The organism is Thermus parvatiensis (assembly GCF_001535545.1).
In the GTDB taxonomy this organism is placed as follows: domain Bacteria; phylum Deinococcota; class Deinococci; order Deinococcales; family Thermaceae; genus Thermus; species Thermus parvatiensis.
In genome coordinates, this window is record NZ_CP014141.1 from 810,705 (window position 1) to 831,636 (window position 20,932).

At 67.7% G+C, this 20,932-nt stretch carries 19 protein-coding genes, 1 tRNA gene and 7 pseudogenes; 11 read left to right on the plus strand and 16 right to left on the minus strand.

The window, feature by feature from the left end:
* The first annotated feature begins 7 nt into the window (after positions 1–7).
* The 6 genes and pseudogenes from rodA (at position 8) to AV541_RS04540 (ending at position 5,314) form a co-directional block, all read left to right on the plus strand.
* Positions 8–1,085, plus strand: a pseudogene (gene rodA, locus AV541_RS04515) (rod shape-determining protein RodA).
* A gap of 62 nt (positions 1,086–1,147) precedes the next feature.
* Entirely contained in the window at positions 1,148–2,215 is a 1,068-nt protein-coding gene (locus AV541_RS04520; protein WP_060384339.1) for an ABC transporter ATP-binding protein, read from the plus strand.
* Positions 2,208–3,068 carry an ABC transporter permease gene (locus AV541_RS04525; RefSeq protein WP_060384340.1) on the plus strand — a complete coding sequence of 287 codons (861 nt, stop codon included), beginning with the start codon at positions 2,208–2,210 and terminating at the stop codon, positions 3,066–3,068. Before AV541_RS04520 ends, AV541_RS04525 begins: the two co-directional genes overlap by 8 nt.
* A complete protein-coding gene (locus AV541_RS04530; protein WP_008631333.1) occupies positions 3,065–3,844 on the plus strand; it encodes an ABC transporter permease in 780 nt (259 codons plus the stop codon). Before AV541_RS04525 ends, AV541_RS04530 begins: the two co-directional genes overlap by 4 nt.
* Positions 3,841–4,893, plus strand: coding sequence for an ABC transporter substrate-binding protein (locus AV541_RS04535; RefSeq protein WP_060384341.1), 1,053 nt, complete (start codon positions 3,841–3,843; stop codon positions 4,891–4,893). Before AV541_RS04530 ends, AV541_RS04535 begins: the two co-directional genes overlap by 4 nt.
* 35 nt (positions 4,894–4,928) lie before the next feature.
* Positions 4,929–5,314, plus strand: a pseudogene (locus AV541_RS04540) (c-type cytochrome).
* Here the strand turns inward: AV541_RS04540 and ilvD are convergent.
* From ilvD to leuC, 7 genes and pseudogenes are all read right to left on the minus strand, one after another.
* A pseudogene (ilvD, locus tag AV541_RS04545) lies at positions 5,311–6,977 on the minus strand (dihydroxy-acid dehydratase). The pseudogenes AV541_RS04540 and ilvD sit on opposite strands and share 4 nt — an antisense overlap.
* Entirely contained in the window at positions 6,974–7,708 is a 735-nt protein-coding gene (locus AV541_RS04550) for an SDR family NAD(P)-dependent oxidoreductase (RefSeq protein WP_008631329.1), read from the minus strand. The pseudogene ilvD and the gene AV541_RS04550 overlap by 4 nt, the downstream one beginning before the upstream one ends.
* Positions 7,705–8,238, minus strand: coding sequence for a Uma2 family endonuclease (locus AV541_RS04555; protein WP_060384342.1), 534 nt, complete (start codon positions 8,236–8,238; stop codon positions 7,705–7,707). The genes AV541_RS04550 and AV541_RS04555 overlap by 4 nt, the downstream gene beginning before the upstream one ends.
* Positions 8,235–8,774: a Uma2 family endonuclease gene (locus tag AV541_RS04560; RefSeq protein WP_060384343.1), complete on the minus strand. Its 540-nt coding sequence runs from the start codon at positions 8,772–8,774 to the stop codon at positions 8,235–8,237. Before AV541_RS04560 ends, AV541_RS04555 begins: the two co-directional genes overlap by 4 nt.
* 9 nt (positions 8,775–8,783) lie before the next feature.
* Positions 8,784–9,820, minus strand: a pseudogene (gene leuB, locus AV541_RS04565) (3-isopropylmalate dehydrogenase).
* Positions 9,817–10,422, minus strand: coding sequence for a 3-isopropylmalate dehydratase small subunit (gene leuD / locus AV541_RS04570; protein WP_060384344.1), 606 nt, complete (start codon positions 10,420–10,422; stop codon positions 9,817–9,819). The pseudogene leuB and the gene leuD overlap by 4 nt, the downstream one beginning before the upstream one ends.
* Positions 10,423–10,425: 3 nt before the next feature.
* Positions 10,426–11,837, minus strand: a pseudogene (gene leuC, locus AV541_RS04575) (3-isopropylmalate dehydratase large subunit).
* Positions 11,838–12,030: 193 nt separating this feature from the next.
* Between leuC and AV541_RS04580 the strand changes: the two are divergent.
* The 5 genes and pseudogenes from AV541_RS04580 to AV541_RS04595 all read left to right on the plus strand — a co-directional run bounded on the left by AV541_RS04580 (position 12,031) and on the right by AV541_RS04595 (position 14,403).
* A tRNA-Leu gene (locus tag AV541_RS04580) sits at positions 12,031–12,117 on the plus strand.
* A 45-nt stretch (positions 12,118–12,162) separates the two neighbouring features.
* Positions 12,163–12,971: pseudogene (gene trpS, locus AV541_RS04585) on the plus strand (tryptophan--tRNA ligase).
* 23 nt (positions 12,972–12,994) lie between these two features.
* Positions 12,995–13,174, plus strand: a complete 180-nt coding sequence (locus AV541_RS12210; protein WP_244880603.1) for a hypothetical protein — start codon at positions 12,995–12,997, stop codon at positions 13,172–13,174.
* Entirely contained in the window at positions 13,171–13,827 is a 657-nt protein-coding gene (locus AV541_RS04590; RefSeq protein ID WP_008631320.1) for a chromosome segregation protein ScpA, read from the plus strand. The genes AV541_RS12210 and AV541_RS04590 overlap by 4 nt, the downstream gene beginning before the upstream one ends.
* Before the next feature lie 19 nt (positions 13,828–13,846).
* Positions 13,847–14,403 (plus strand): annotated as a pseudogene (locus AV541_RS04595) (Uma2 family endonuclease).
* A gap of 33 nt (positions 14,404–14,436) precedes the next feature.
* Here the strand turns inward: AV541_RS04595 and AV541_RS04600 are convergent.
* The 9 genes from AV541_RS04600 to AV541_RS04640 all read right to left on the minus strand — a co-directional run bounded on the left by AV541_RS04600 (position 14,437) and on the right by AV541_RS04640 (position 20,924).
* Positions 14,437–14,799, minus strand: coding sequence for a HepT-like ribonuclease domain-containing protein (locus AV541_RS04600; protein ID WP_060384345.1), 363 nt, complete (start codon positions 14,797–14,799; stop codon positions 14,437–14,439).
* The gene (locus tag AV541_RS04605) at positions 14,786–15,085 is read right to left on the minus strand and encodes a nucleotidyltransferase family protein (RefSeq protein WP_060384346.1); all 300 of its coding nucleotides are present in this window, start codon (positions 15,083–15,085) and stop codon (positions 14,786–14,788) included. Before AV541_RS04605 ends, AV541_RS04600 begins: the two co-directional genes overlap by 14 nt.
* A 22-nt stretch (positions 15,086–15,107) precedes the next feature.
* Entirely contained in the window at positions 15,108–15,650 is a 543-nt protein-coding gene (locus AV541_RS04610; protein ID WP_026234201.1) for a Uma2 family endonuclease, read from the minus strand.
* 76 nt (positions 15,651–15,726) lie between these two features.
* Positions 15,727–16,107 carry a DUF1640 domain-containing protein gene (locus AV541_RS04615; RefSeq protein WP_018461702.1) on the minus strand — a complete coding sequence of 127 codons (381 nt, stop codon included), beginning with the start codon at positions 16,105–16,107 and terminating at the stop codon, positions 15,727–15,729.
* A gap of 208 nt (positions 16,108–16,315) precedes the next feature.
* Positions 16,316–17,665 (minus strand): O-antigen ligase family protein, encoded by a 1,350-nt coding sequence (locus tag AV541_RS04620; protein ID WP_008631309.1) that lies wholly within the window; start codon positions 17,663–17,665, stop codon positions 16,316–16,318.
* Positions 17,666–17,728: 63 nt separating this feature from the next.
* Entirely contained in the window at positions 17,729–18,103 is a 375-nt protein-coding gene (locus AV541_RS04625; protein ID WP_008631307.1) for a prepilin-type N-terminal cleavage/methylation domain-containing protein, read from the minus strand.
* A gap of 271 nt (positions 18,104–18,374) precedes the next feature.
* Entirely contained in the window at positions 18,375–19,865 is a 1,491-nt protein-coding gene (locus AV541_RS04630; RefSeq protein ID WP_008631305.1) for a pilus assembly PilX family protein, read from the minus strand.
* A 13-nt stretch (positions 19,866–19,878) separates the two neighbouring features.
* Positions 19,879–20,589, minus strand: a complete 711-nt coding sequence (locus AV541_RS04635) for a prepilin-type N-terminal cleavage/methylation domain-containing protein (protein WP_008631303.1) — start codon at positions 20,587–20,589, stop codon at positions 19,879–19,881.
* Positions 20,586–20,924 carry a prepilin gene (locus AV541_RS04640; protein WP_238529967.1) on the minus strand — a complete coding sequence of 113 codons (339 nt, stop codon included), beginning with the start codon at positions 20,922–20,924 and terminating at the stop codon, positions 20,586–20,588. The genes AV541_RS04635 and AV541_RS04640 overlap by 4 nt, the downstream gene beginning before the upstream one ends.
* Positions 20,925–20,932: the final 8 nt, after the last annotated feature.

Here is a 20,932-nt window from a genome sequence, read left to right on the forward strand (position 1 = left end):
GTAGGCCGTGGCGCCCGCGCGGCCCAACTGGCTGGCCTACGACTGGGGCCTCGTCTTCCTGGTCGCGGCCATCGTCGCTTTGGGCTTCGTCAACCTGGGGAGCGCCGCCCCGACCCGGTCCTCCTCTACCGCCAGAGCGTGGCCCTGGGGCTTGGGCTTCTCCTCGCCTTCCTCTTGCAGTTCCTCTCCCGCCGCCGCCTCTTCGGCCTGGCCTATCCCCTTTACGGGGCCTCCCTCCTTCTCCTGGCCTTGGTCCTCGTGGTGGGCCGGGAGATCAACGGGGCCAGGGCCTGGTTCGTGCTGGGGCCCTTGCAGTTCCAGCCCTTGGAGCTCGCCAAGCTCGGCCTCCTCCTCGCCCTGGCCAAGGCCCTCGAGGGCAGGCCCATCGCCCGGGTCTGGGACTACGCCCTCCCCGCCCTCCTCATCCTCCCCGTGGTGGGCCTCCTCCTCCTCCAGCCGGACCTGGGCGGGGCGCTGGTGGTGCTCTTCGGCGCCTTCGTGGTGGTCTTCGTCCGCGGGCTTCCCTGGCGCCACCTCCTCGTGGGCCTTCTTGCCCTCGTCCTCCTCGTGCCCACGGCGGTGTGGCCCAACCTCAAGCCCTACCAGAGGGAGCGCGTCCTCATCGTCCTGGACCCTTACCGGGACCCTTTGGGCCAGGGCTTCCAGGTCATCCAGTCCACCGTCGCCATCGGCTCGGGGGGCTTTTTGGCAAGGGCTACGGCCAGGGCACCCAGGCCCAGCTCGGCTTCATCCCCTTCCGGCACACGGACTTCGTCTTCTCCGTGTGGGCCGAGGAGTGGGGGTTCGTGGGCGTCGTGGGGCTTCTGGGGCTTTACGGCCTCCTTCTCGCCCGCCTCTTCGCCCTGGCCCTCGCCTGCCCGAGGCTTTCCGACCGGCTTTTCCTCTCGGGGTTCGCGGGGATGCTGGGCTTCCAGGTGGTGGTGAACCTGGGGGTGGCCCTGGGGGTGATGCCCGTCACCGGCCTCACCCTCCCCCTCTTTTCCTACGGCGGCTCCAGCCTCATCGCCACCCTGGCGGGCTTGGGCCTCGTCCTCCTCGTGCACCGGGACCGTTACCAGGACTGAGCTTTCTCGGGGTGCCGGGCCTGGGGTTGCCCCCCGGGGCGGCGCGACCTAAACTGGGCGTCGTGGTCGAGGTGCTGGTGCGTCTCCAGGGGGTGCGGAAGCGCTACGGAACCACCGTGGCCCTGGATGGGGTGGACCTCGAGGTCCATAGGGGCGAGTTCTTCAGCCTCCTTGGGCCCTCGGGCTGCGGCAAGACCACGTTGCTCCGCCTCCTGGCGGGGTTTGACACCCCCGATGCGGGCCGCATAGAGATCGCCGGGCGGGACATGGCCGGGGTCCCCCCCTACGAGCGCCCGGTGAACACCGTCTTCCAGAACTACGCCCTCTTCCCCCACATGACCGTGGAGGCGAACATCGCCTTCGGCCTCCGCATGAAAGGCCTTCCCCAGGAGGCCATCCGGGCGAAGGTGGCCTGGGCGTTGGAGCTCGTGGACCTCCTGGGCCTGGAGAAGCGCTACCCCCGGGAGCTTTCCGGGGGGCAGAAGCAGCGGGTGGCCCTGGCCCGGGCTTTGGTCCTGGAGCCCCAGGTCCTCCTCCTGGACGAGCCCCTCTCCGCCCTGGACGCGAGGCTCCGCCAGGACCTCAGGGTGGAGCTCATGCAGCTCCAGAGGCGGCTTGGCACCACCTTCATCTTCGTCACCCACGACCAGGAGGAGGCCTTGGTCATGTCCGACCGCATCGCCGTGATGCGCTCGGGCCGCATTGAGCAGGTGGGGCTTCCCGACGAGGTCTACGAGCGCCCCAAGACCCGCTTCGTGGCGGCCTTTCTCGGCCGCTCCAACTTCCTCCCCGCAAGGCCCCACCCCTTGGGGGCCGAGACCCCTTTGGGGCCTTTGCGCCTCAGGGCCCCTTTGGCACGGGAGGCCCTTTTGGCGATCCGCCCGGAGAAGATCCGCCTCTACCCCCTGGGGAACGGGCTTCCCGCCCGGGAAAACCTGGTGCGGGCGGTGGTGGAGGAGATCGTCTACACGGGGGCGGAGAACCAGTACTACCTTCGCTCTGGGGAGGTGCGGCTTCTGGCCTACACCCTGAACCAGGACCTGCAGGAGCCGGGGGCCGAGGAGTTCGGGTACGGGGAGGAGGTCCTCTGCTACCTTCCCCCGGAGAACCTGGTGGTGCTCCATGAATGAGGCGGCTACCCCCCTGCAGCGCCTCTTCCGGGTCCTGGTCACCGTGGGCCCGGGGGCGCTTTGGCTCTTCCTCTTCGTCCTCTTGCCCACGCTCCTCGTGCTCCTGGCCTCCTTCATGAGCCGGGGGCCTTACGGGGAGCTCCAGGGGCCCCTCACCCTGAAGAACTACCTGCGGCTCCTGGAGCCCCCTTACCTCGAGGCCTTCGCCCAAAGCCTCTGGGTGGGGTCCCTGGCCACCCTCCTCTCCGCCCTCCTGGGCTACCCCTTGGCCTTTTACATCGCCCGCCACCCCCGGCGGGACCTCCTCCTCTTCCTGCTCCTCCTCCCCTTCCTCACCAACTTCCTCATCCGGGTCTACGCCTGGCTCGTCCTCTTGCAGAAGGAGGGCCTGGTGAACGCCTTCCTGCAGGCCTTTGGCCTCGGGCCCCTAAGCCTCTACCCCTCTTTCCTCGCGGTGCTCCTCGCCACGGTCTACACCTTCTTGCCCTTCTTCGTCCTCCCCGTCTACGCCAGCGTGGAGCGGATTGACTGGCAGCTTCTGGAGGCGGCCTACGACCTTGGGGCGAGGCCCTTTAGGGCCTTTCTCCACGCCGTCCTTCCCCAGACCTACCCCGGGCTTTTCGCGGGGAGCGTCCTCGTCTTCATCCCCGCCATGGGCACCTTCGTGGTGGCGGACCTCCTGGGGGCGGGGCGGGTGGTCCTCATCGGCAACCTCATCCAGCAGCAGTTCGGCGTCAGTCGGGACTGGGCCTTCGGGGCGGCTTTGAGCGTGTTCCTGATGGGGTTTGTTCTCCTCAGCCTTTACCTCTACGCCCGCCTCCAGGGGGAAAGGGGGCTTGAGGACCTGGTATGAGGCGGCTCCTCTCCTTCCACGCCCTTTTGGTCTACCTCTTCCTCTACCTGCCCATCCTCGTTATCGTGGCCCTCTCCTTCAACGAGAGCCGGAGGGGAGTCCACTTCACCGGCTTCACCCTGAAGTGGTACCAGGGCCTCTTCCAAGACCCAAGGGTCCTGGAGTACTTCCTGAACACCCTCACGGTGGCCCTGGTCTCCACCCTGGTCTCCACGGTCCTCGGGACCCTCCTCGCCCTGGGCCTTGTGCGCTACCGCTTCCCCGGTAAGGGGTTTTTGCGCTACCTCCTCTACGTCCCCGTGGTGATGCCCGACGTGGTCATGGGGATCTCCCTTTTGCTCCTTTTCGCCTTCTCCCGTGAGCTTTTGGGCTTCCCCCGGCTTTCCCTCCTCACGGTGATCCTCGGGCACATCACCTTCCAGGTGGCCTTCGTGACCCTGGTGGTGCGCTCCCGGCTTCTCCTTCTGGACCCCGCCCTAGAGGAGGCCGCCCGGGACCTGGGGGCGAGAGGGTTCCAGACCTTTTTCCACGTGACCCTCCCCCTGGCCTGGCCCGGGGTGGCGGCGGGGGCCCTCCTCGCCCTCACCCTTTCCCTGGACGACTTCGTGGTCACCTTCTTCACCGCGGGGCCTGGGGCCACCACCCTGCCCCTTTACATCTACTCCAGCGTGAAGCTCGGGGTTAGCCCCAAGGTTCATGCCCTCTCCACCCTCATCATCGGGCTTAGCGCCTTCTTCCTGGCCTTGGGGTATGCTCTTACCCGGAGGAAGGTATGAGGCGGATCGGGATCCTTTTCATTCTGGTGGCGCTTGTGCTTCTAGGCGTGTTCCTCTTCCGGCCCAAAGGCCAAGGGGCGGATACCCTTTACTTCCTCAACTGGGCCGACTTCATCCCCGAGGAGCTGATCCAGAAGTTTGAGGCGGAGACCGGGGCCAAGGTGGTCCTGGACACCTTTGAGTCCCCCGAGGCCATGTTGGCCAAACTCAAGGCGGGGGCGGACCAGGAGTTCTCCCTGGTGGTGGCCCCCGACTACTACGTCCTGCAGATGGCCCGGGATGACCTCATTGCTCCCCTGGACAAGGGGAAGCTGAAGAACCTCAGCAACCTGGACCCCTTCTTCCTGGACCCGCCCTACGACCCCGGTCTGCAGTACTCCATCCCCTACCTCTGGGGCACTACGGGGATCGCTTACCGGGAGGACCTGGTGACGGGCCCCGTGGACTCCTACGCCGTGCTCTTTGACCCCGAGGCACAGGTGGGCCCCTTCCTCCTTCTGGACGAGATGCGGGAGACCATCGGGGCCGCCTTGAAGTACCTGGGCTACTCCGTGAACACCACCGACCCCGAGGCCCTGGCGAAGGCCAAGGAGCTCCTCATCGCCGCCAAGAGGCGCTCCGTGGGCTTCGCCGGGGGGGTGGAGGCCCTGAACCGCATCCTGGCGGGGGACGCCGCCTTAAGCCTCGCCTACTCGGGGGACGTCCTCCAGGCCCGGGAGGAGGACCAGCGCCTCCGCTACACCCTGGCCAAGGAGGGGGGGACGCTCTGGACGGACGCCATGGTGGTGCTGAAGCGGGGCCCGGCCCAGGAGCTGGCCTACCGCTTCATGGACTTCCTCCTGGAGCCGGAAAACGCTGCGGCCTTGGCGGAGTACACCCACTACGCCACCCCCGTGGCCAAGGCCATCCCCCTCCTGCCCGAGGAGATGCGGAACGACCCCGTGGTCTTCCCGCCGGAGGAGGTGCGCTCTAGGCTTGAGTACCTCAAGGACCTCGGCCCTGACATCGTCCTCTACGACCAGATTTGGACCGAGGTTAAGGCCCACTAAACCCGGGGCCGGGGGGCCGGGCGTATACTGGGCCCATGAAGAAGGCCCTGGTCCTGGCCCTCCTCCTGGGCCTTTTCGCCCAGGGGCAGGCGGTCCAAGGGGAAGCCCTTTGGAAGCGCCTCTGCGCCCAGTGCCACGGGGGGCGGGCCCAGGGGGCGCGGCCCTACCCGGGCCTCGAGGCGGCGGCCCCCTCTTTAGGACCCCTGAGGGCCGGCGCTACCTCGTCCTCGTGCTCCTCTATGGAAAGCGGGGGGAGGCGGGCCTCATGCCGGGCTTCCCCCAGCTTGGCGACGAGGAGCTCGCCGCCCTGCTCAACCACCTCATGGCCCTCCTCAAGGTGCGGGCCGAGCCCTTCAATCCCGAGGACATCAAAAGGGAGCGGGGCCAGAACCTGGCCCCGGACCGGATCCAGAGGCCCTAGAGCGGGTCTTCCAGCACCGCCCCCTCGTCCGCCTGGCGCACCAGGGCGGCGTAGCGGGCGAAGAGGCCGTGGGTGAAGGCGGGGGGTCGGGGCCGCCAGCGGGCCCTCCGCCTTTCCAGCTCCTCCTCGGGGAGGAGGACCTCGAGGCGGCGGCCTTCCACGTCAATCCGGATGCGGTCCCCCTCCTCCAGGAGGGCGATGGGCCCGCCCACGAAGGCCTCGGGGGCGATGTGGCCGATCATGAGGCCGCGGGTGCCCCCGGAGAAGCGGCCGTCGGTGAGGAGGGCTACCTCCGGCCCTAGGCCTTCCCCCACGATGGCGCTCGTCACCGAGAGCATCTCGGGCATCCCTGGCGCCCCCTTGGGGCCCACGTAGCGGATGACCACCACGTCCCCGGGCCGGATCTCCCCCTTCAGGACCTTCTCCATGGCCGCCTCCTCGGAGTCAAAGACCCGGGCCGGGCCCTCAAAGTAGGTGCGCTCCGTCCCCGCGAGCTTGAGGACGGCGCCTTTAGGGGCGAGGTTCCCCTTGAGCACCACGAGCCCCCCGTGGGGCTTGAGGGCCTTCTCCACGGGGAAGACCACCTTCTGCCCCTCTTGTTCCCGGTAGGCCCTTTCCACCTCCTCCGCCAGGGTGCGGCCCGTGAGGGTCTTCTCCTCCCCGTAGAGGAGCCCCGCCTCCAGAAGCCGCTTGAAGACGAGGGCCGTCCCCCGGCTTCATACAGCTCCCAGGCGGTGTAGGTGCCCCAAGGGCGGAGGTCCGCGATCACCGGGGTCTTGCGGGAGATCTGGTCAAAGTCGTCCAGGCTGAGCTCCACCCCCGCTTCCTTGGCCAGGGCGAGGAGGTGGAGGACGGCGTTGGTGCTCCCCCCCGTGGCGGCCACGGCGGCGACGGCGTTGAGGAAGCTTTTCCGGGTGAGGAAGTCCTTGGGCTTCCAGTCGTGGGCTATGGCCCAGGCGAGGATTTTCCCCGCCTCCTTGGTGGCCCGCTCCTTTTCGGGGTGGACGGCGGGGATGGCGTTGTAGCCCACGGGGGAGAGGCCCAGGGCCTCGAGGGCCATGGCCATGGTGTTGGCGGTGTACTGGCCGCCGCAGGCCCCGGGGCCGGGGATGGCGCGGCGCTCAATCTCCAAAAGCTCCTCCTCGCCGATCTTCCCCGCCGCCCTTTGCCCCACCGCCTCAAAGACCTCCACGATGGTGAGCTTCCGCCCTTGCCACTCCCCGGGGGCGATCGTTCCCCCGTAGAGGACCATGCCGGGGACCCCGCTCCGGATCACCCCCATGGCCGTCCCGGGGATGGTCTTGTCGCAGGCGGAAAGCCCCACCATGCCGTCGTAGAGGTAGCCTTGGGCCACGAGCTCCACGCTGTCGGCGATAACCTCCCGGCTTACGAGGCTCGCCCGCATGCCCGGGGTGCCCATGCTGATCCCGTCGGAGATGGCGGGAGCCCCGAACTCAAAGGGGAAAAGCCCCGCCTCCCTGAGCCCGGCCTTGAGGTGCTGGGCCAGCTCCCGCAGGTGGAAGTTGCAGGGCATCCCGTCGGTGAAGGTGTTCACCACCCCCACGAAGGGCCTTCCGAAGTCCTCGTCCCCTACCCCCACCGCCCGGAGCATGGCGCGGGCGGGGGCCTGCTTGAGTCCCTTCTTGATCTGGTCCGACCTCATGCGTCCCTCCAGGTGGCGATCTTTCCGTGGAAGGCCCTGGCCTTGGGGAGAAGCCGCACCAGGGCCCTCGCGGCCTCCTCCGGGGTGAGGAGGAGGCCTTCCTCCTTGTAGCTCCTGAAGACCCGGTGGAGCACGGCCGCGGCGCTTCCCTGGGCCTCCCGGGCCTGGCGCTGCATCTCCGTCTCCACCACCCCGGGGCGGTAGACGAAGCAGGCGACCTCCGGGGCCTCGGCGGCGAGCTGCCTCGCCAGGTGCTCCTCCGCCGCCTTGGCCACGGCGTAGGCCCCGATGCCCGGCAGGTTGCTCTCCGCCGCCCCCGAGCCCACGTACACGGCGAGGCCTTCCCCTTTGCGCCTGAGGACGGGGTAGGCGAAGCGGGCGAGCTGGTAGCCGGCGATGAGGTTGGCCTCGAGGACCTCCAGGAAGAGCTCCTCCGCGAGTTCAAAGAGGAGGGGCCCCGGGTGGAGGACCCCGGCGTTGTGGATGTAGCCCGCGAAGTTCCCCAAGGCCTCGGCCCTTTCCACCAGGGCGTGGGCCACCTCCGCCTTCCCCGCGCTCCCCGCCACGTAGACCGCCCTCGCCCCCAGGGCCTGGACCTCCTCGGCCACCGCCCGCAAGGAGGCCTCCTTGCGGGCGTTGAGCACCAGGTCAAAGCCTTCCTTGGCGAGCTCCAGGGCGAGGGCCTTCCCGATGCCCCGGCTCGCCCCGGTGAGGATCAGGGTCTTCCTCATAGGAGTTCCTCCGCGGGGATCTCCACGCCGTGGAAGGAGAGCCTGGCCCCGGGGCCCAGGGCCTCCGCCTCCCGGTAGCCCCCGCCTTCGGGCTTCCGGTGGACGAGGACCCTCTTCCCCTCCAGGTCCACCACCCAGACCTCGGGCACCCCGGCTTGGGCGTAGAGGGGGAGCTTCACCTGGAGGTCGTAGCGGAGGGAACTCTCGGCCACCTCCACCACCAAAAGGGCGTCCCGTCCCTGGGGCAGCTCCTCCTCGTAAAAGTCGGGCCGTGGCTTAAGGAGGGCGAGGTCGGGGTAAAGCTCTGACTCCCCTACCACCAGGGGGCTTTGCACAAAGAGGATGGCCTTTTGGGGCACAAGGGGGCCGAAGAGGGCGGTGAGCTTGGCCACCTTGGCGGCGTGGCGCTTCCCGATGGGGCTCATCTCCACCAGGTCTCCTTCCACGAGCTCCAGCCTCAAGTCCTCCGGGAAGACCCCGGCCTCCACCATGCGGTGGAACTCCTCCAGGGAGATCTTGTGGCGGGTCACGGCAGGACCTCCTTGACCGGCACCTTTAGCCCGAGGACCGAAACCTCCCCGTCCTCGAGGGCCTGGGCCTCCCCGTAGCCCTCCCCTTGGGGCTTGCGGAAGACGTGCACCTTCTCCCGCACCAGGTCCACCACCCAGACCTCCGGTATCCCGGCTTGGGCGTAGAGGGGGAGCTTCACCTGGAGGTCGTGGTCCAGGCTGGTTTCGGCCACCTCCACCACCAAGAGGGCGTCCTTGGCCTCGGGCACCCTTTCCCGGTAAAAGTCGTCCCGGTAGGCCAGCAGGGCCAGGTCCGGTTGGGGTTCGGTGTCGGGAAAAAGGCGCAAGGGGTCCTGGACCTGAAGGAGGGCCTTCTTCGCCTGTTGTAGGGGAAAAAGCGCGTTCATAAGCCGCTTTAAAGCGGCCATATGCCGCTTGCCCACGGGGCTCAGCTCCACCACCTCCCCCCGGATGAGCTCCACCCGGTCGTCCTCCCCGAGGATCCCCGCCTCGGCCATGCGGTGGAAGTCCTCGGCGCTGAAGCGGTGCCGGATCATATCCCCATCTTAGGCGAGGTGGCGGAGGACCGTGGCCGTGAAGGCCTCCGTGCCCGCGCTTCCTCCGAGGTCCGGGGGCGGGGTCTCCAGGAGGGCCTTGGCCACCGCGTCTTCCACCTTCCGCGCCAGCTCCACCAGGCCGAAGGCGTGCTCCAGCATCATGGCCGCGGAGAGGATGGCGGCCGTGGGGTTGGCCACGCCCTTCCCGGCGATGTCCGGGGCGGAGCCGTGCACCGGCTCAAAGACCGGGGTGCCCCGCCCCAAGGAGGCGGAGGGGAGGAGGCCTAGAGAGCCCGGGAGGACGCTCGCCAGGTCCGAGAGGATGTCCCCGAAGATGTTCCCCGTGACCACCACGTCAAAGCGGGCGGGGGAGCGGACCAGGTGCATGGCCATGGCGTCCACGTACTGGTGCTCCAGGGCGATGTCGGGGTAGTCCCGCCCCACCTCCTCCACGGTCTTGCGCCAGAACTCCCCCACCTCGAGGACGTTCGCCTTGTCCACGCTCACCACGTGCTTCCTGCGCTTCCTTGCCGCCTCAAAGGCCACCCGGGCCACCCGCTCCACCTCGGGCTTGCTGTAGCGCTCCGTGTTCCAGGCCTCGGCCTCGGACATCCCCCGGGGCTCCCCGAAGTAGATCCCCCCGGTGAGCTCCCGGACGATGAGGACGTCCACCCCCCGGGCGATCTCCTCCTTCAGGGGGGAAAGCCTTTCCAGCCCAGGGAAGACCTTGGCCGGGCGGAGGTTGGCGAAGAGGTCCTGGCTCTTGCGGAGTTCCAGAAGCCCGGTTTCCGGGCGGAGCCTGCGGGGGAGGTTGTCCCACTTGGGCCCCCCACGCTGCCCAGGAGGACGGCCTCTGCCGCCTCCACCCCCTGGCGGGTAACTTCGGGAAAGGGCTCGCCCCACTGGTCTATGGCCGCCCCGCCGAAGGGGTAGACCTCGTAGGCAAGGCCCAGGCCGTGGGCCTCGTCCAGGGCTTTGAGGACCCTCAAGGCGGCCTCGGTCACCTCCGGGCCGATCCCGTCCCCGGGGAGGACCGCCACCCTCATTCCGCCCTCCTGGGGTAGGGGAGCTTCCGGTCAAACTCGTCCAAAAGCGCCCCGGCCTCCAGAAGCTCTCCGATGGGGTCCCAAAGCCCCTCCACCAGGGCCTCCCGGGCTTCTTCCCGGATGGAGAGGGGGGCGGTGCGGTCCCCGAAGCGCACCTCTTTGTTCACCAGGTCAATCTCCACCTCCAGCTCCGGGTTCTCCTCCACGCTGCGGAAGAGGACGCCCAGGTCCTCAGGGGCTAGGCTTACGCAGGGGAGGCCGATGGCGGTGGCGTTCCCGAAGAAGATCTCGGCGAAGCTCTCCCCGATGATGGCCTTAAACCCCGCCCGCTTGATGGCCTGGGGGGCGTGCTCGCGGCTAGAGCCGGAGCCGAAGCCCGACTCCACCAAGAGGATCGTGGCCCCCCGGTAGCGGGGATCGTTCAGGGGGTGGGGCTTGGGGTTCCCCTTCTCGTCAAAGCGCTCGTCGTAGAAGAGGTACTGCCCCAGGCCCTCAAAGGTGAGGACCTTCATGAAGCGGGCGGGGAGGATCCGGTCCGTGTCAATGTCCTCGCCCCTCAAAGGTACTGCCCGGCCGCGGATTACCGTGAACTTCTCCAGCATGCTTTACCTCCCGATGCCAAACACTTCCCGGGCGTCGGCGATCTCGCCCGTCACCGCCGCTGCCGCCACCATGAGGGGGCTCATGAGGACGGTGCGCCCCCTGGGGCTTCCCATGCGTCCCTTGTAGTTCCGGTTGGAGCTGCTGGCGCAAAGTTCGTCCCCTTCCAGCCGGTCCGGGTTCATGGCGAGGCACATGGAGCAGCCGGGCATCCGCCACTCAAACCCCGCCTCCCGGAAGACCTCGGCGATCCCCTCCTCCTCGGCCTTCCTCGCCACCCACTCCGAGCCCGGCACCACCAGGGCCCTCACCCCCCGCTTCACCCGGTGGCCCCGGAGGTAGCGGGCCACCTCCCGCAGGTCGGAAAGCCTGGCGTTGGTGCAGCTTCCGATGAAGGCCACCTGGATGGGCACCCCCTTGATGGGCTGCCCCGGCCTGAAGCCCATGTAGGCCAAGGCCTCCTCGGCCACGGGGCGCTCCTCGGGGGGAAGCTCCTCCAGAAGGGGAATACGGCCGTCTATGGGGATGGCCTGCCCCGGGGTGATGCCCCAGGTGACCGTGGGGGCGATCTCCTCGGCGCGGAAGGTGACCACGTCGTCGTAATGGGCGTCGGGGTCGGAGCGCCAAGCGAGCCACCTCTTCTTGGCCGCCTCCCACTCGGCGCCCTTGGGGGCGTAGGGGCGGCCCTCCAGGTAGGCGAAGGTGGTCTCGTCGGGGTTCACATAGCCGATGCGGGCCCCGCCCTCAATGGACATGTTGCAGAGGGTCATGCGGCTTTCCATGTCCATGGCCTCCACCGTGCTGCCGCCATACTCGTAGGCGTAGCCCAAGCCCCCTTTCACCCCCAGGTGGCGGATGATGTGCAGGATCACGTCCTTGGCGTAGACCCCGGGGCAAGCTTCCCTTGGATGTTGATGCGCCGCACCTTGAGCTTCTGGGCCGCCAGGGTCTGGGTGGCCAGGACGTCCCGCACCTGGCTGGTGCCGATGCCGAAGGCCACGGCCCCGAAGGCCCCGTGGGTGGAGGTGTGGGAGTCCCCGCAGGCGATGGTCATCCCGGGTTGGGTGAGGCCGAGCTGGGGCCCGATGACGTGGACGATGCCTTGGTTGCCGCTTCCCAGGTCAAAGAAGGTGATCCCGTGCTCCCTTGTGTTCGCCCTGAGGGCCTCCAGCATGCTCTGGGCCAGAGGGTCCTGGAAGGGCTCCGTGCGGTCGTGAGTGGGGACGATGTGGTCCACGGTGGCAAAGGTGCGGTGGGGGTAGCGTACCCGAAGGCCAAGGTCCTTGAGCATCCCGAAGGCCTGGGGGCTCGTGACCTCGTGGAGGAGGTGGAGGTCTATGAAGAGCTGGCTCTGGCCGTTTCGGAGCTTCCTCACCTCGTGGGCTTCCCAAACCTTCTCGTAGAGCGTCTTTCCCATGAAACCCCCCTTACGCAAAACCCCCGGGTCCTTTGGGGCCCGGGGGATACGCGACGGCCATCCCTAGACCGGGCCCGCCCGGTCTAGGACTAGGATCACCGCCCGCCGCATTGCCCCTAAGGGTAAGCCCTCGAGGCCTGCGGGGTCAAGCTTGACGAGCGAAGCCGCCTCCCCTACAATGACCCTTGCGTCTGCCGGGGTGGCGGAATTGGTAGACGCGCATGATTCAGGGTCATGTGCCCGCAAGGGCGTGCGGGTTCAAGTCCCGCCCCCGGCACCAGAAGGCCCCCCTAGAGGGGGCCTAAGCTTTTGCTACACTTAGGCCATGAAGCGGGTGCTTTCCGGCATCCAGCCCTCGGGGGAGATCCACATCGGCAACTACCTCGGGGCCATCAAGCAGTGGGTGGCCATCGGGGAGAAGCTGGGGCGGGACGCCTTCTTCTGCATCGTGGACTACCACGCCCTCACCAACCCCCTCGCCTACGACCCCTCTACCCTCGCCCAGCGCACCTTTGAGGCCGCCCTGGTCAACATCGCCGCGGGGCTTGACCCGGAGAAGGTCACCCTCTTCGTCCAGTCCCACGTGCCCGAGCACACCGAGCTCTCCTGGGTCTTCACCACCTTAACCCCCTGGGGGACCTCACCCGCATGACCCAGTTCAAGGACAAGGCCAGCAAGCAGGAGACCGTCTGGTCTGGCCTCCTCGTGTACCCGGTGCTCCAGGCGGCGGACATCCTCATCTACAAGGCGGACACCGTCCCCGTGGGGGAGGACCAGGTGCAGCACATTGAGCTCACCCGGGAGATCGCCCGCCGCTTCAACCACCTCTTCGGGGAGACCTTCCCCGAACCCCAGGCCCTCTTAAACCCCGAGGCCCCCCGGGTGCCCGGCATTGACGGCAAGGCCAAGATGAGCAAGTCCTTGGGGAACACCATTGGCCTCCTGGAGCCCGAGGAGCGCATCTGGCAGAAGATCCAGCACCTCCCCGACGACCCCCAAAGGATCCGCCTCTCCGACCCTGGGGACCCCGAGCGCACCGTGGTTTTCACCTACCTCTCCTACTTCGCCCCAAGGAGCTGGTGGAGGCCCTTAAGGAGGAGTACCGGAAGGCGGGGGTGGGGACGTATGTGGTAAAGCGGATCCTCTTTGATTACCTTATGGAGACCCTTAGGCCCATCCGGGAAAGGGCCGAGGCCCTGAAGAAGGACCCGGACTACGTGATGGACGCCCTTTTGGAGGGTGCCAAGCGGGCCAGGGCCGTGGCCCAGGCCACCATGGAGGAGGTGCGGGAGAAGGTGGGCCTCCTCCTGCCCAAGAAGCGGCCGGTGCTCTCGTGATCCATCTAGAGTTTCCCGGTTTTTCCGGCCCGCCGGAGGCCCTTAGGGAGGCTTTGCGCCGGGGGAGGCTTTCCCCGAGGGCCCTTCCCGTCCTCCTCATCGTGGAGCAGGCCTTGGCCCAGGTGCCCGAGGACCTGCAGGCGAAAAGCGAGCTCCTCCCCCTTCTCGCCGAGCTTCTGGTGCTGAAGCTTTCCCCGGAAAAGGCCCTTACCCCAAAGGAGGAAGGGGAGGAGGTGCCCTTGGTCCAGGCCCTTTTGGACCTCTCCGAGACCGTGGCCTTCCTCGAGGCCCGCTTGGAGCGGCGGGCGCGGCTTCTCCCCGTGGCCCCGCCCCCCCTGCCCAGGCCCGCCCTGAGGCTTTCCCCAAAGTCTTTGGCCGAGGCGGCGAAGGGGTTCCGCAGGGCCGTTCTCCGGCTTCCCCGGGAGGCCTTCGGGGTGCGGGAGGCTTGGGAGCGGCTCAAGGGGGCGATCCGGGGCCGGGTGGCCTTCCAGAGCCTGCCGCTTGCCACCTGGGGCGAGAAGGCGGTGGGCTTCGCCGCCCTCCTCGAGGCCGCCCGCCTGGGCCGGGTGCGCCTCTTCCAGGAAGCCCCCTTCGCGCCCCTTTACGTGGAGCCTGTAGGGCTCCTGGAGGGGGACCTGGAGCGCACCGCCTAGGGAGGGTACAATGCCTTATATGGGCGAAGCGGCGAGGCCTCTGGAGCTTCTGGACGCCGAGGCCTACTTGGCCCTGGAGGAGAAGTCCCCCGTGCGCCACGAGCTCTTTGAGGGCGTGCCCTACGCCATGGCGGGGGCAAGCCTTGCCCACAACCGCATCGTGGGCAACCTCTACGCCCTCCTCAGGCCCGAGGCCCTGGCCAAGGGGTGCCGCATCTACACCGAGACGGTGAAGCTCCGGGTCTCCGCCAGGACCTTCTACTACCCCGACCTCATGGTGGTCTGCCAGGGGGTTCCGCCCCACACCCACTACGAGGAAGCCCCCTGCCTAGTGGTGGAGGTGGTGTCCGAGGCCACCGAGGCCATAGACCGAAGGGAGAAGTTCTGGCGCTACCGGGAGATCCCGAGCCTACAGGCTTACCTCCTGGTGGACTCCCGGGAGAGGCGGGTGGAGGGCTACTTCCGCCAGGGGAGGGCTGGCTCTACCGCCTTTGGGAGGGAGAGGGAGAGGTGGAGGTGCCTTGCCTGGAGGCCCGTTTCCCTCTAGAGGCCATCTACGAAGGGGTGGGAATTTGAGGGACACATATCCGGTCCCAAAGGGCGTGCCGCCTAGCGCCCGGGTTGGTCCAGGGTTGCCAAGAGGGCTTCTAACCGCTCTAGCAGTGGGGGGAGGTCTTGTTCCAGGATGGTCGCCACCACCTCCATGTCCACACCGAAGTACTCGTGGATAAGGAGGTTGCGGGTGGCCACGATTTCCCGCCAGGGGATTTCGGGGTGAAGGCGCCTGAAGTCCTCAGAAATGCCCCTGGCCGCTTCGCCGAGGATTTCCAAGAGGCGGACGAGGGCGAGGGACGTTTCTTCTTCTGGGGCGAGACTTCTTAGGTCTTTGCCCCGCGCGATTTCTAGGGCGCGCCTACAGGCGTCCCGCATGTGAAGGAGCCGGATGCGGTCGGAAAGGCTACGCCGCCTCATGTATGGGGCGGGCCTCCCTTAGGACCTCTTCCCGGAGGTAAGGGCTCAGGCTCCCCAGGGTATGGAGGTCCACCCTGCGCCCGAAGAGGCGGGTCAGCTCCTCCTGAAGCCTGGCGAAGCCCAGGCCCGGGGTGCGACCGGGAAAGAACTCCACCAGGAGGTCCACGTCGCTTTTCTCGTCGGCCTCGCCCCGGGCGAAGGAACCAAAGAGAAGGAGGCGCCGGACCCCGTACCGCTGGCATAGCTCCGCCAGGGCTTGGGGGGAGACGGGGGTAGGCAAGGCCATGACCCCTTCATTTTAGCCTGGCTTAGAGGCCCTGGTACACCTCGGCGAGGTCCAGGTGCCCCCCTAGGCAGGGGAGGGGAAGCGTGCCTGCCTCTGCCTCCCGGTACACCCAGCCCTCTCCTTCTCGGTAGTAGCCGAAGGCCCGGGGGGTACGGGAGTCCAGGAGGAGGTAGGCTTGGAGGGTGGGCAGGCTCAGGTACTTGCGGAGCTTTTCCCTCCGGTCCGTGGCCTCCGTGGAGTCCGAGAGCACCTCTATCACCAGGCAGGGCTTCTCCTTGTAGTATTCCCCGGGGTCTTCCTGGCAGACCACCATGAGGTCCGGGTAGTAGACCGTGGCCGCGTCCACCTTGAGCCGCATGCCGCTGGCATAGAGGCGGCAGCCCCGCTTCCGAGCCAGGGGGCCAAGGGCCAGGACCAGGTTCACCACCACCCGGTTGTGCCGATCGCTGGCCCCGGCCATGGCGTGGGGGAAGCCTTCCACCAGCTCGTGCTTCACCGGGGCTTCCCGCTCCAAGGCGAGGTACTCTTCCAAGGTCAGGGGCCGCACCTGTTTGGCCGCGCCCATGGCTAGAGTGTAGCGCAGGCCGGAAAGCCTACGCCGCCTCATGGCGGGACGGCCACCCCCTGGGCCGCCCGGTGGCTTAGCGGAGAAAGGTGAGGACGGCCAGGGCCGCCGCCAGGGCGGTGAAGTAGAGCATGAGCTTGTTGAAGGCGGTGTTGATCTCCGCCTTCACCTCCTGGCGGAGGCTCGCCATCTCCTGCCGCAGGCTTTGGATTTCCCCGCGCAGCTCGGTGGTCTCCGCCTTCATCTCCTGCCGCAGGCTTTGGATCTCTGCCTTGATTTCCTGGCGGAGGCCGTTGAACTTTTCCTCCACCTCCCGGCGCAGGCCCCCAATCTCCGCCTTCACCTCCTGGCGGAGGAGGTCCACCCGCCCCTCCAGGGAGGTGACCTGGCCCGGGAGGGTGGCCATGACCCCCTCCACGATCCCCTCCAGCTTGTAGAGGCGCTCCTCCGTGGTCATTGCCCTCAAGGTAGCACAGGTTGGAGGCGGGGGGTGGGGAAGGGGGGCACCCCACCGAGGCCCGGAGGGGCCAGGCTCAGCGCCGCCCGGTCGCCCGCCCTGGCCGGGGCCCCCACACGGCCTGCGCTCTACCTGGGCTTCCCGCTTCTGGGCCGGGTGTTCTGCCGGACCCGGGGGCTACTCCGTCTGGGCCATGGCCCCGGTTTGGTCAGCGGTCGTCCGCCGCCTTGCGTAGATAGAGTCCCGCCCCTGCGGCCAGGGCCCACCAGGCCAGGTGGCTGAACTGGGCGCACTCAAACCAGGTGAGGCCGTAGACCAGGTACGCTACCCCTAGGGCGGCGAGCCCGGGTTCACTCCCCTTTGTGGCGAGCCAGAGGAGGGAGAGGAAGGCGGCGAGGTAGCCGAGCGCCCCGAAGGGGCCCACGGAGAGGAGGAGGTCCAGGAGGAGGTTGTGGGCTTTGTTGCTGGCGAGGGCGCCCCAGTGCTCCTTCCCCTCCTGGTCCCGGTAGCGGAAGCCGTAGTCGCCGACCTCCACCACCTCCACGGGCGGAGGGGCGTCCGCCTGAAGGTAGCGCCTCTCTTTCCCGGAGAAATCGGCCACGAAGGGAAAGGCGAGGCCGAAGCCGTCAAAGCCGTAGCCCCAGGGGTTTCGGGCGATGGCCTCCAGGCTCAGGGTCCAGAAGCGGAGGCGGCCCGAGGAGAAGGCGTCCGGGTCCTCCAGGGTGAGGGCGGGCATGGCCCGGTCCACGGCGGCGAGGTCCAGGGTCCGCGCTCCGAGGAAGGCCCCGTAGCTGGCCAAGAGGGCGGCGAAGACCCCGAGCCAGGCCCGGCCGTCCCGGTGCCAGGGATAGAGGGCGGCGAGGCCGCCGAGGAGGGCCAAGTAGGCGCCACGGGTGTAGGTGAACCAGAGGGCGAAGCTGAGGAAGGCGAAGAGCCCGAGGAAGGCTTTTGACCTTCGCCTGAGGTAAGTGGCCGCGGCGAGGACCCCGGCCATGGCCAGGACCGCCGCCACGTGCCCGCGGTGCGAGGTGAGGCCGATGGGCATCTGCCCGCGCCAGATGGTGGAGAGGAGAGGGTCGCCGCCGGGGTAGGTCTGGCCGAGGGTGGCCGTGTAGTCCAGGCGCCAGTCCCAAAGGGCCTGGGGCAGCACGGAGAGGGCCTGCACGGCCCCGGCGGCGAGGACTGCGTAGAGCTGAGAACGGTAGAGGCCGGGGCGGAAGTGGAGGAGGAGGGCCGTGCCCAGGGCGAGGGCCCCCACCGTGACCCAGTAGGCGAAGCCGTCCCCCATGGTGCTCTGCCCGAACCAGGCCCGAAAGGGGAAGGGGCTTCGGAGGGCGGCGTGGGCCCCGGCGGCGAGGAAGACCGCAAACCCCAAAAGGAAGGGCCAAAGGGGGCGCACGCGGGGGCGCGCCCGGGGGAGGAGAGGAAGGAGGTAGACCCAGGTGGCGGCGGTCCAGAGAACCAGGGCCCAGGTCTTAGGCTCGGTCCAGATCCCCGCGCGGGGGGTGCCGAGGGGGTTGATGAGGGCCAAGCTGAGAAAAGCCAGGAACCCCAACATGCTCTGAGAAATTCAGGCCCCCGCTTGACGGGGGCCTTCTAATCCTTCACGTAGGAGGTTAGCCTAGCTGCCGCTGCCGCTGCCGAAGGTTAGTTGCCCGGTGGAGCTGTCGTAAGTCACCGTAGTTTTTGACCCACCCGAGTAGGTGACTGTGACTCGGAAATTGTTGTTGTTGTCAGTAGTCGTTACGGTGCAGTTTTGCACTACGGCAGGCTTGGTAACCGAGGTAGGGCACGTTGTGGCCGTAACTTGCCCCGTAGCGGGGTCCCGAGTGGCCTCAATTTCAGTAGCCACGTTGCGCGTGTAGGCCACCGCAGCCGTGTCGTTCGCCCGCTTCCTAGCGTTAAGAAGGTTGGGGATCAGCACAGCCGCAAGGATGGCGATGATGACGATGACGATCAGAAGCTCAATCAGGGTGAAGCCTTTCGCGTTCCGCATACTTCTTTTCCTCCTAAGGTTTCCCGCGCCTATATGTATCGCGCGGCCATGAGTGCCTGAAGCCGACTTGCCTTCTTTCCGCCTAGCCTTATCCGCCTTCCCGCGCCTTTCTTATCCCTTTCTCACCTCCTTCCGAGGGCTATTCTTTCCCTTCGCCCCCCTGCTGTCAACTCCCCCTTTTGGGGGAGCCAACTTCAGGATGGGGGAGGGGTGTGAAAGCGGTGTGAAAGCCGGACCCACCCCGCTGCCTGGAGCGGGCTTGGGCTAAGGATTACCTCCGGCTCAGGACCACGGGCCGGGGCCGGGTGCCAGTCTCTGTGTTGGGCAGGTCGCTGTTGAGGGCGTTGGAGTTTTGGATGTAGAACTGCCCCCCGCCGTTTCGGATGGTGCCCCCGAGGCTCACCGCTCCGCCGATAAAGGCTCCGGTACCGTTGAAGGTGATGGTCCCCCCCGCCCACATGAAGGCGTGGGTGTCCGCCCGGCCGTTGAAGGTGATGTCCCCCTCGCTCACCACTAGGAGGGCGCGGTTGTTCAGCAGGTCGGCCCCGCCGTTAAAGTTGAGGGACTGCCGGGAGGCGAGGGTGGAGTCCCCCTTGAAGGTGGCGTCGTTGTTGAGGTTGACGGTGCCGTTCGCGAAGAACTTGCTGTCCGTGGCCTGCACGTTTCCCAGGTTCAGCCCACCCTGGGCCGCCACCTTGACCCTTTCCAGGGTGGCGGCGCCGTTCACCTGGAAGGTGCCCCCCACGTAGAAGGTCACGTCGCGGAGCGTGGTGTTGTTGGGAAGGGTGACGTTCCCCTGGACGCAGACCCTGCTTCCGGAGAAGAGGGGAAGGGCTTGGGCCAGAAGGGCGTTGACGTTGCTGGTGTTGGGCGTGATCCCCTTGCTGGTGAGGAAGGCCAACAGCTCGCCCGCCTGACCGGGGTCCAAAGAGGTGAGGGTGTACTGGCAAAAGCCTTTGGTTTGGGCGTCCTGAAAGGGGCTTGTAACGCGGACCCCTAGGCTCCCTTGGCTGATCGCGTCCACGTCGGGTCTTTGGATGCGGGTCGCCTGGTCCCAGCGCACGGCTCTGCCCGTGACGGCGTCCAGGCACGTAAGGTTGGGGTCGGAGGGGGTCTGGTACACCGGGCAGACCTGGTACCTGGGCGTGGAGCCGTTGCAGACCACCCTGTTGTTCCCGCTCGCATTGCACTGGGTGCCCGTTACCCCTTGTCCCCCCGTGATGGGCGGCGGGTTGACCTGGTTAATCCCGCGGCAGTTACTTCCGTCCTCGTCGCACACCCGGATCTGGCCCGAGAGGTTGGCGTAGCCTTGGTCGGCGTGGAGCCGGCTTCCCCAGAGGTCCACCCCCCCGTTGATAGTGATGCGCCCGCCGCTAATCCATCCCTGGCCAAACAGGGGGTTTTGCGCCTGAGTGGGAACGCTCTGGAGGCGCACCACGGCCACGGCGGTGTGCCGGGCGAGGCCCATCTGCCCCTGGCTTTCCACCCGGATCTCGTTCCCCTGGGCCCCCTGGGGGGTCAGGGAAACCTGGTAGCCTTGGCCGGGGAGGGTTTGGGGTGCGCTTAAGGCCGTTTTGCCGTGGAGGTAGGCCAGGGCGTGGTCCACGCCCGCTTCCGCCCGCTGGCGGGCCTGGGCCCGGTTTAGGAGGTCACCCCCGGTCTTAAGGTTGCCTAGGGCGCTTTGCACCATGGCCAGGGAGAAGGCGAGGACCGCCATCATTCCCACGAGAGCCACCACCAGCGCTATGCCTTTTGCGTTCATCCCACACCTCCTTTCAGTGCGCCAGGTTCGGCGTCTGCACGAGCCACAGCTTCTCCGCACGCAGGCGGCCGTCGCCTGCCGCAGGGGGCAGAGCCAGGAGGCCAGGGGAAAGCCCAGGAGGGTAGTCCAAGGTACTCCCCGGGGTGAAGGCGGGGGCGCCTCCCCGCACGGGGATGGAGGCCAGGAGGTAGAGGGCCAGGGCGCTCACCTTCGGGGTTGCGCCCTCGGCCCTCAGGTTCACGGCCTGCGCCTGGCGCCTCCAGGTGCCCCCTTCCAGGTAGGCCACCCGGAAGGCCTCTACCCGGATCTCGTCCCCTCCCAAGACGGGGTTGGTGGGCGAGGGCGTGCACCCCTCGCCGGTGCAGGCGCCCCAGCGGAAGACCCCCTGGCTCACCCCGTAGCCCGTGCCCCTGACCTGGCCCAGGCTTTCCCCACAGACCTCCTCCATCCCCGCCTCGCAGAGGAACCAGCCCGTAAGCCCGTCCCCCTCGGGGCTTGGGCTTAGGACCAGGGCCTGGCCCGTGAGGCGGTAGCCCACGGTGTAAAGCTCCCGGGCCAGGGCAAGGGCGGTGAGGCTAAGCTCGTCGGCGAGCCGCCCCCTCGCCCTTTCCCGCTCCCTGAGGATGGCGCTGGAGTTTTCCAGGGCCAGCACCACCAGGAAGAGGCTCCCCAGGAGGGCGGAGGCCAGCAGGAGTTCTAGGAGCGAGAACCCGTGCCTTCTCATGGCCGATACACCACCGTTTCCAGCCGTTTTCCTTCCACTTCCAGGACCACCTGGAAGGCCCGCGCGTCCCCCGAGGTGGGGCAGGTGAGGCCTCCGTCCTGGGCCACGCCACAGGGGACGGCGGTGCAGGTGCCCTGCCTGCCCCCGAGAGTTAGGGCGCCGTTGCAAAGGGTGGGGACGCCCTGGGGGTCCTGTCTCAGTCTTTCCATGAAGTTTTCCATCTCCCGGACCACGGCCTGGAGCTCCCGGCCTTGCCGGCCCCCGCGCAGGCTCGTCACCTGCAGAGAGGCGAAGGCCAGCACCACCACGGCGAGGAGCCCCAAAGCCAGGAGCACCTCCAGCA

What these genes read in the sequence shown, in the direction of transcription:
- AV541_RS04525 (WP_060384340.1), top strand. Translation starts at nt 2,208, where the DNA reads ATGAATGAGGCGGCTACCCCCCTGCAGCGCCTCTTCCGGGTCCTGGTC.
- AV541_RS04530 (WP_008631333.1), top strand. Translation starts at nt 3,065, where the DNA reads ATGAGGCGGCTCCTCTCCTTCCACGCCCTTTTGGTCTACCTCTTCCTC.
- AV541_RS04535 (WP_060384341.1), top strand. Translation starts at nt 3,841, where the DNA reads ATGAGGCGGATCGGGATCCTTTTCATTCTGGTGGCGCTTGTGCTTCTA.
- AV541_RS04550 (WP_008631329.1), bottom strand. Translation starts at nt 7,708, where the DNA reads ATGAGGAAGACCCTGATCCTCACCGGGGCGAGCCGGGGCATCGGGAAG.
- AV541_RS04560 (WP_060384343.1), bottom strand. Translation starts at nt 8,774, where the DNA reads ATGATCCGGCACCGCTTCAGCGCCGAGGACTTCCACCGCATGGCCGAG.
- leuD (WP_060384344.1), bottom strand. Translation starts at nt 10,422, where the DNA reads ATGCTGGAGAAGTTCACGGTAATCCGCGGCCGGGCAGTACCTTTGAGG.
- AV541_RS12210 (WP_244880603.1), top strand. Translation starts at nt 12,995, where the DNA reads ATGGAGACCCTTAGGCCCATCCGGGAAAGGGCCGAGGCCCTGAAGAAG.
- AV541_RS04600 (WP_060384345.1), bottom strand. Translation starts at nt 14,799, where the DNA reads ATGAGGCGGCGTAGCCTTTCCGACCGCATCCGGCTCCTTCACATGCGG.
- AV541_RS04605 (WP_060384346.1), bottom strand. Translation starts at nt 15,085, where the DNA reads ATGGCCTTGCCTACCCCCGTCTCCCCCCAAGCCCTGGCGGAGCTATGC.
- AV541_RS04610 (WP_026234201.1), bottom strand. Translation starts at nt 15,650, where the DNA reads ATGGGCGCGGCCAAACAGGTGCGGCCCCTGACCTTGGAAGAGTACCTC.
- AV541_RS04615 (WP_018461702.1), bottom strand. Translation starts at nt 16,107, where the DNA reads ATGACCACGGAGGAGCGCCTCTACAAGCTGGAGGGGATCGTGGAGGGG.
- AV541_RS04620 (WP_008631309.1), bottom strand. Translation starts at nt 17,665, where the DNA reads ATGTTGGGGTTCCTGGCTTTTCTCAGCTTGGCCCTCATCAACCCCCTC.
- AV541_RS04625 (WP_008631307.1), bottom strand. Translation starts at nt 18,103, where the DNA reads ATGCGGAACGCGAAAGGCTTCACCCTGATTGAGCTTCTGATCGTCATC.
- AV541_RS04630 (WP_008631305.1), bottom strand. Translation starts at nt 19,865, where the DNA reads ATGAACGCAAAAGGCATAGCGCTGGTGGTGGCTCTCGTGGGAATGATG.
- AV541_RS04635 (WP_008631303.1), bottom strand. Translation starts at nt 20,589, where the DNA reads ATGAGAAGGCACGGGTTCTCGCTCCTAGAACTCCTGCTGGCCTCCGCC.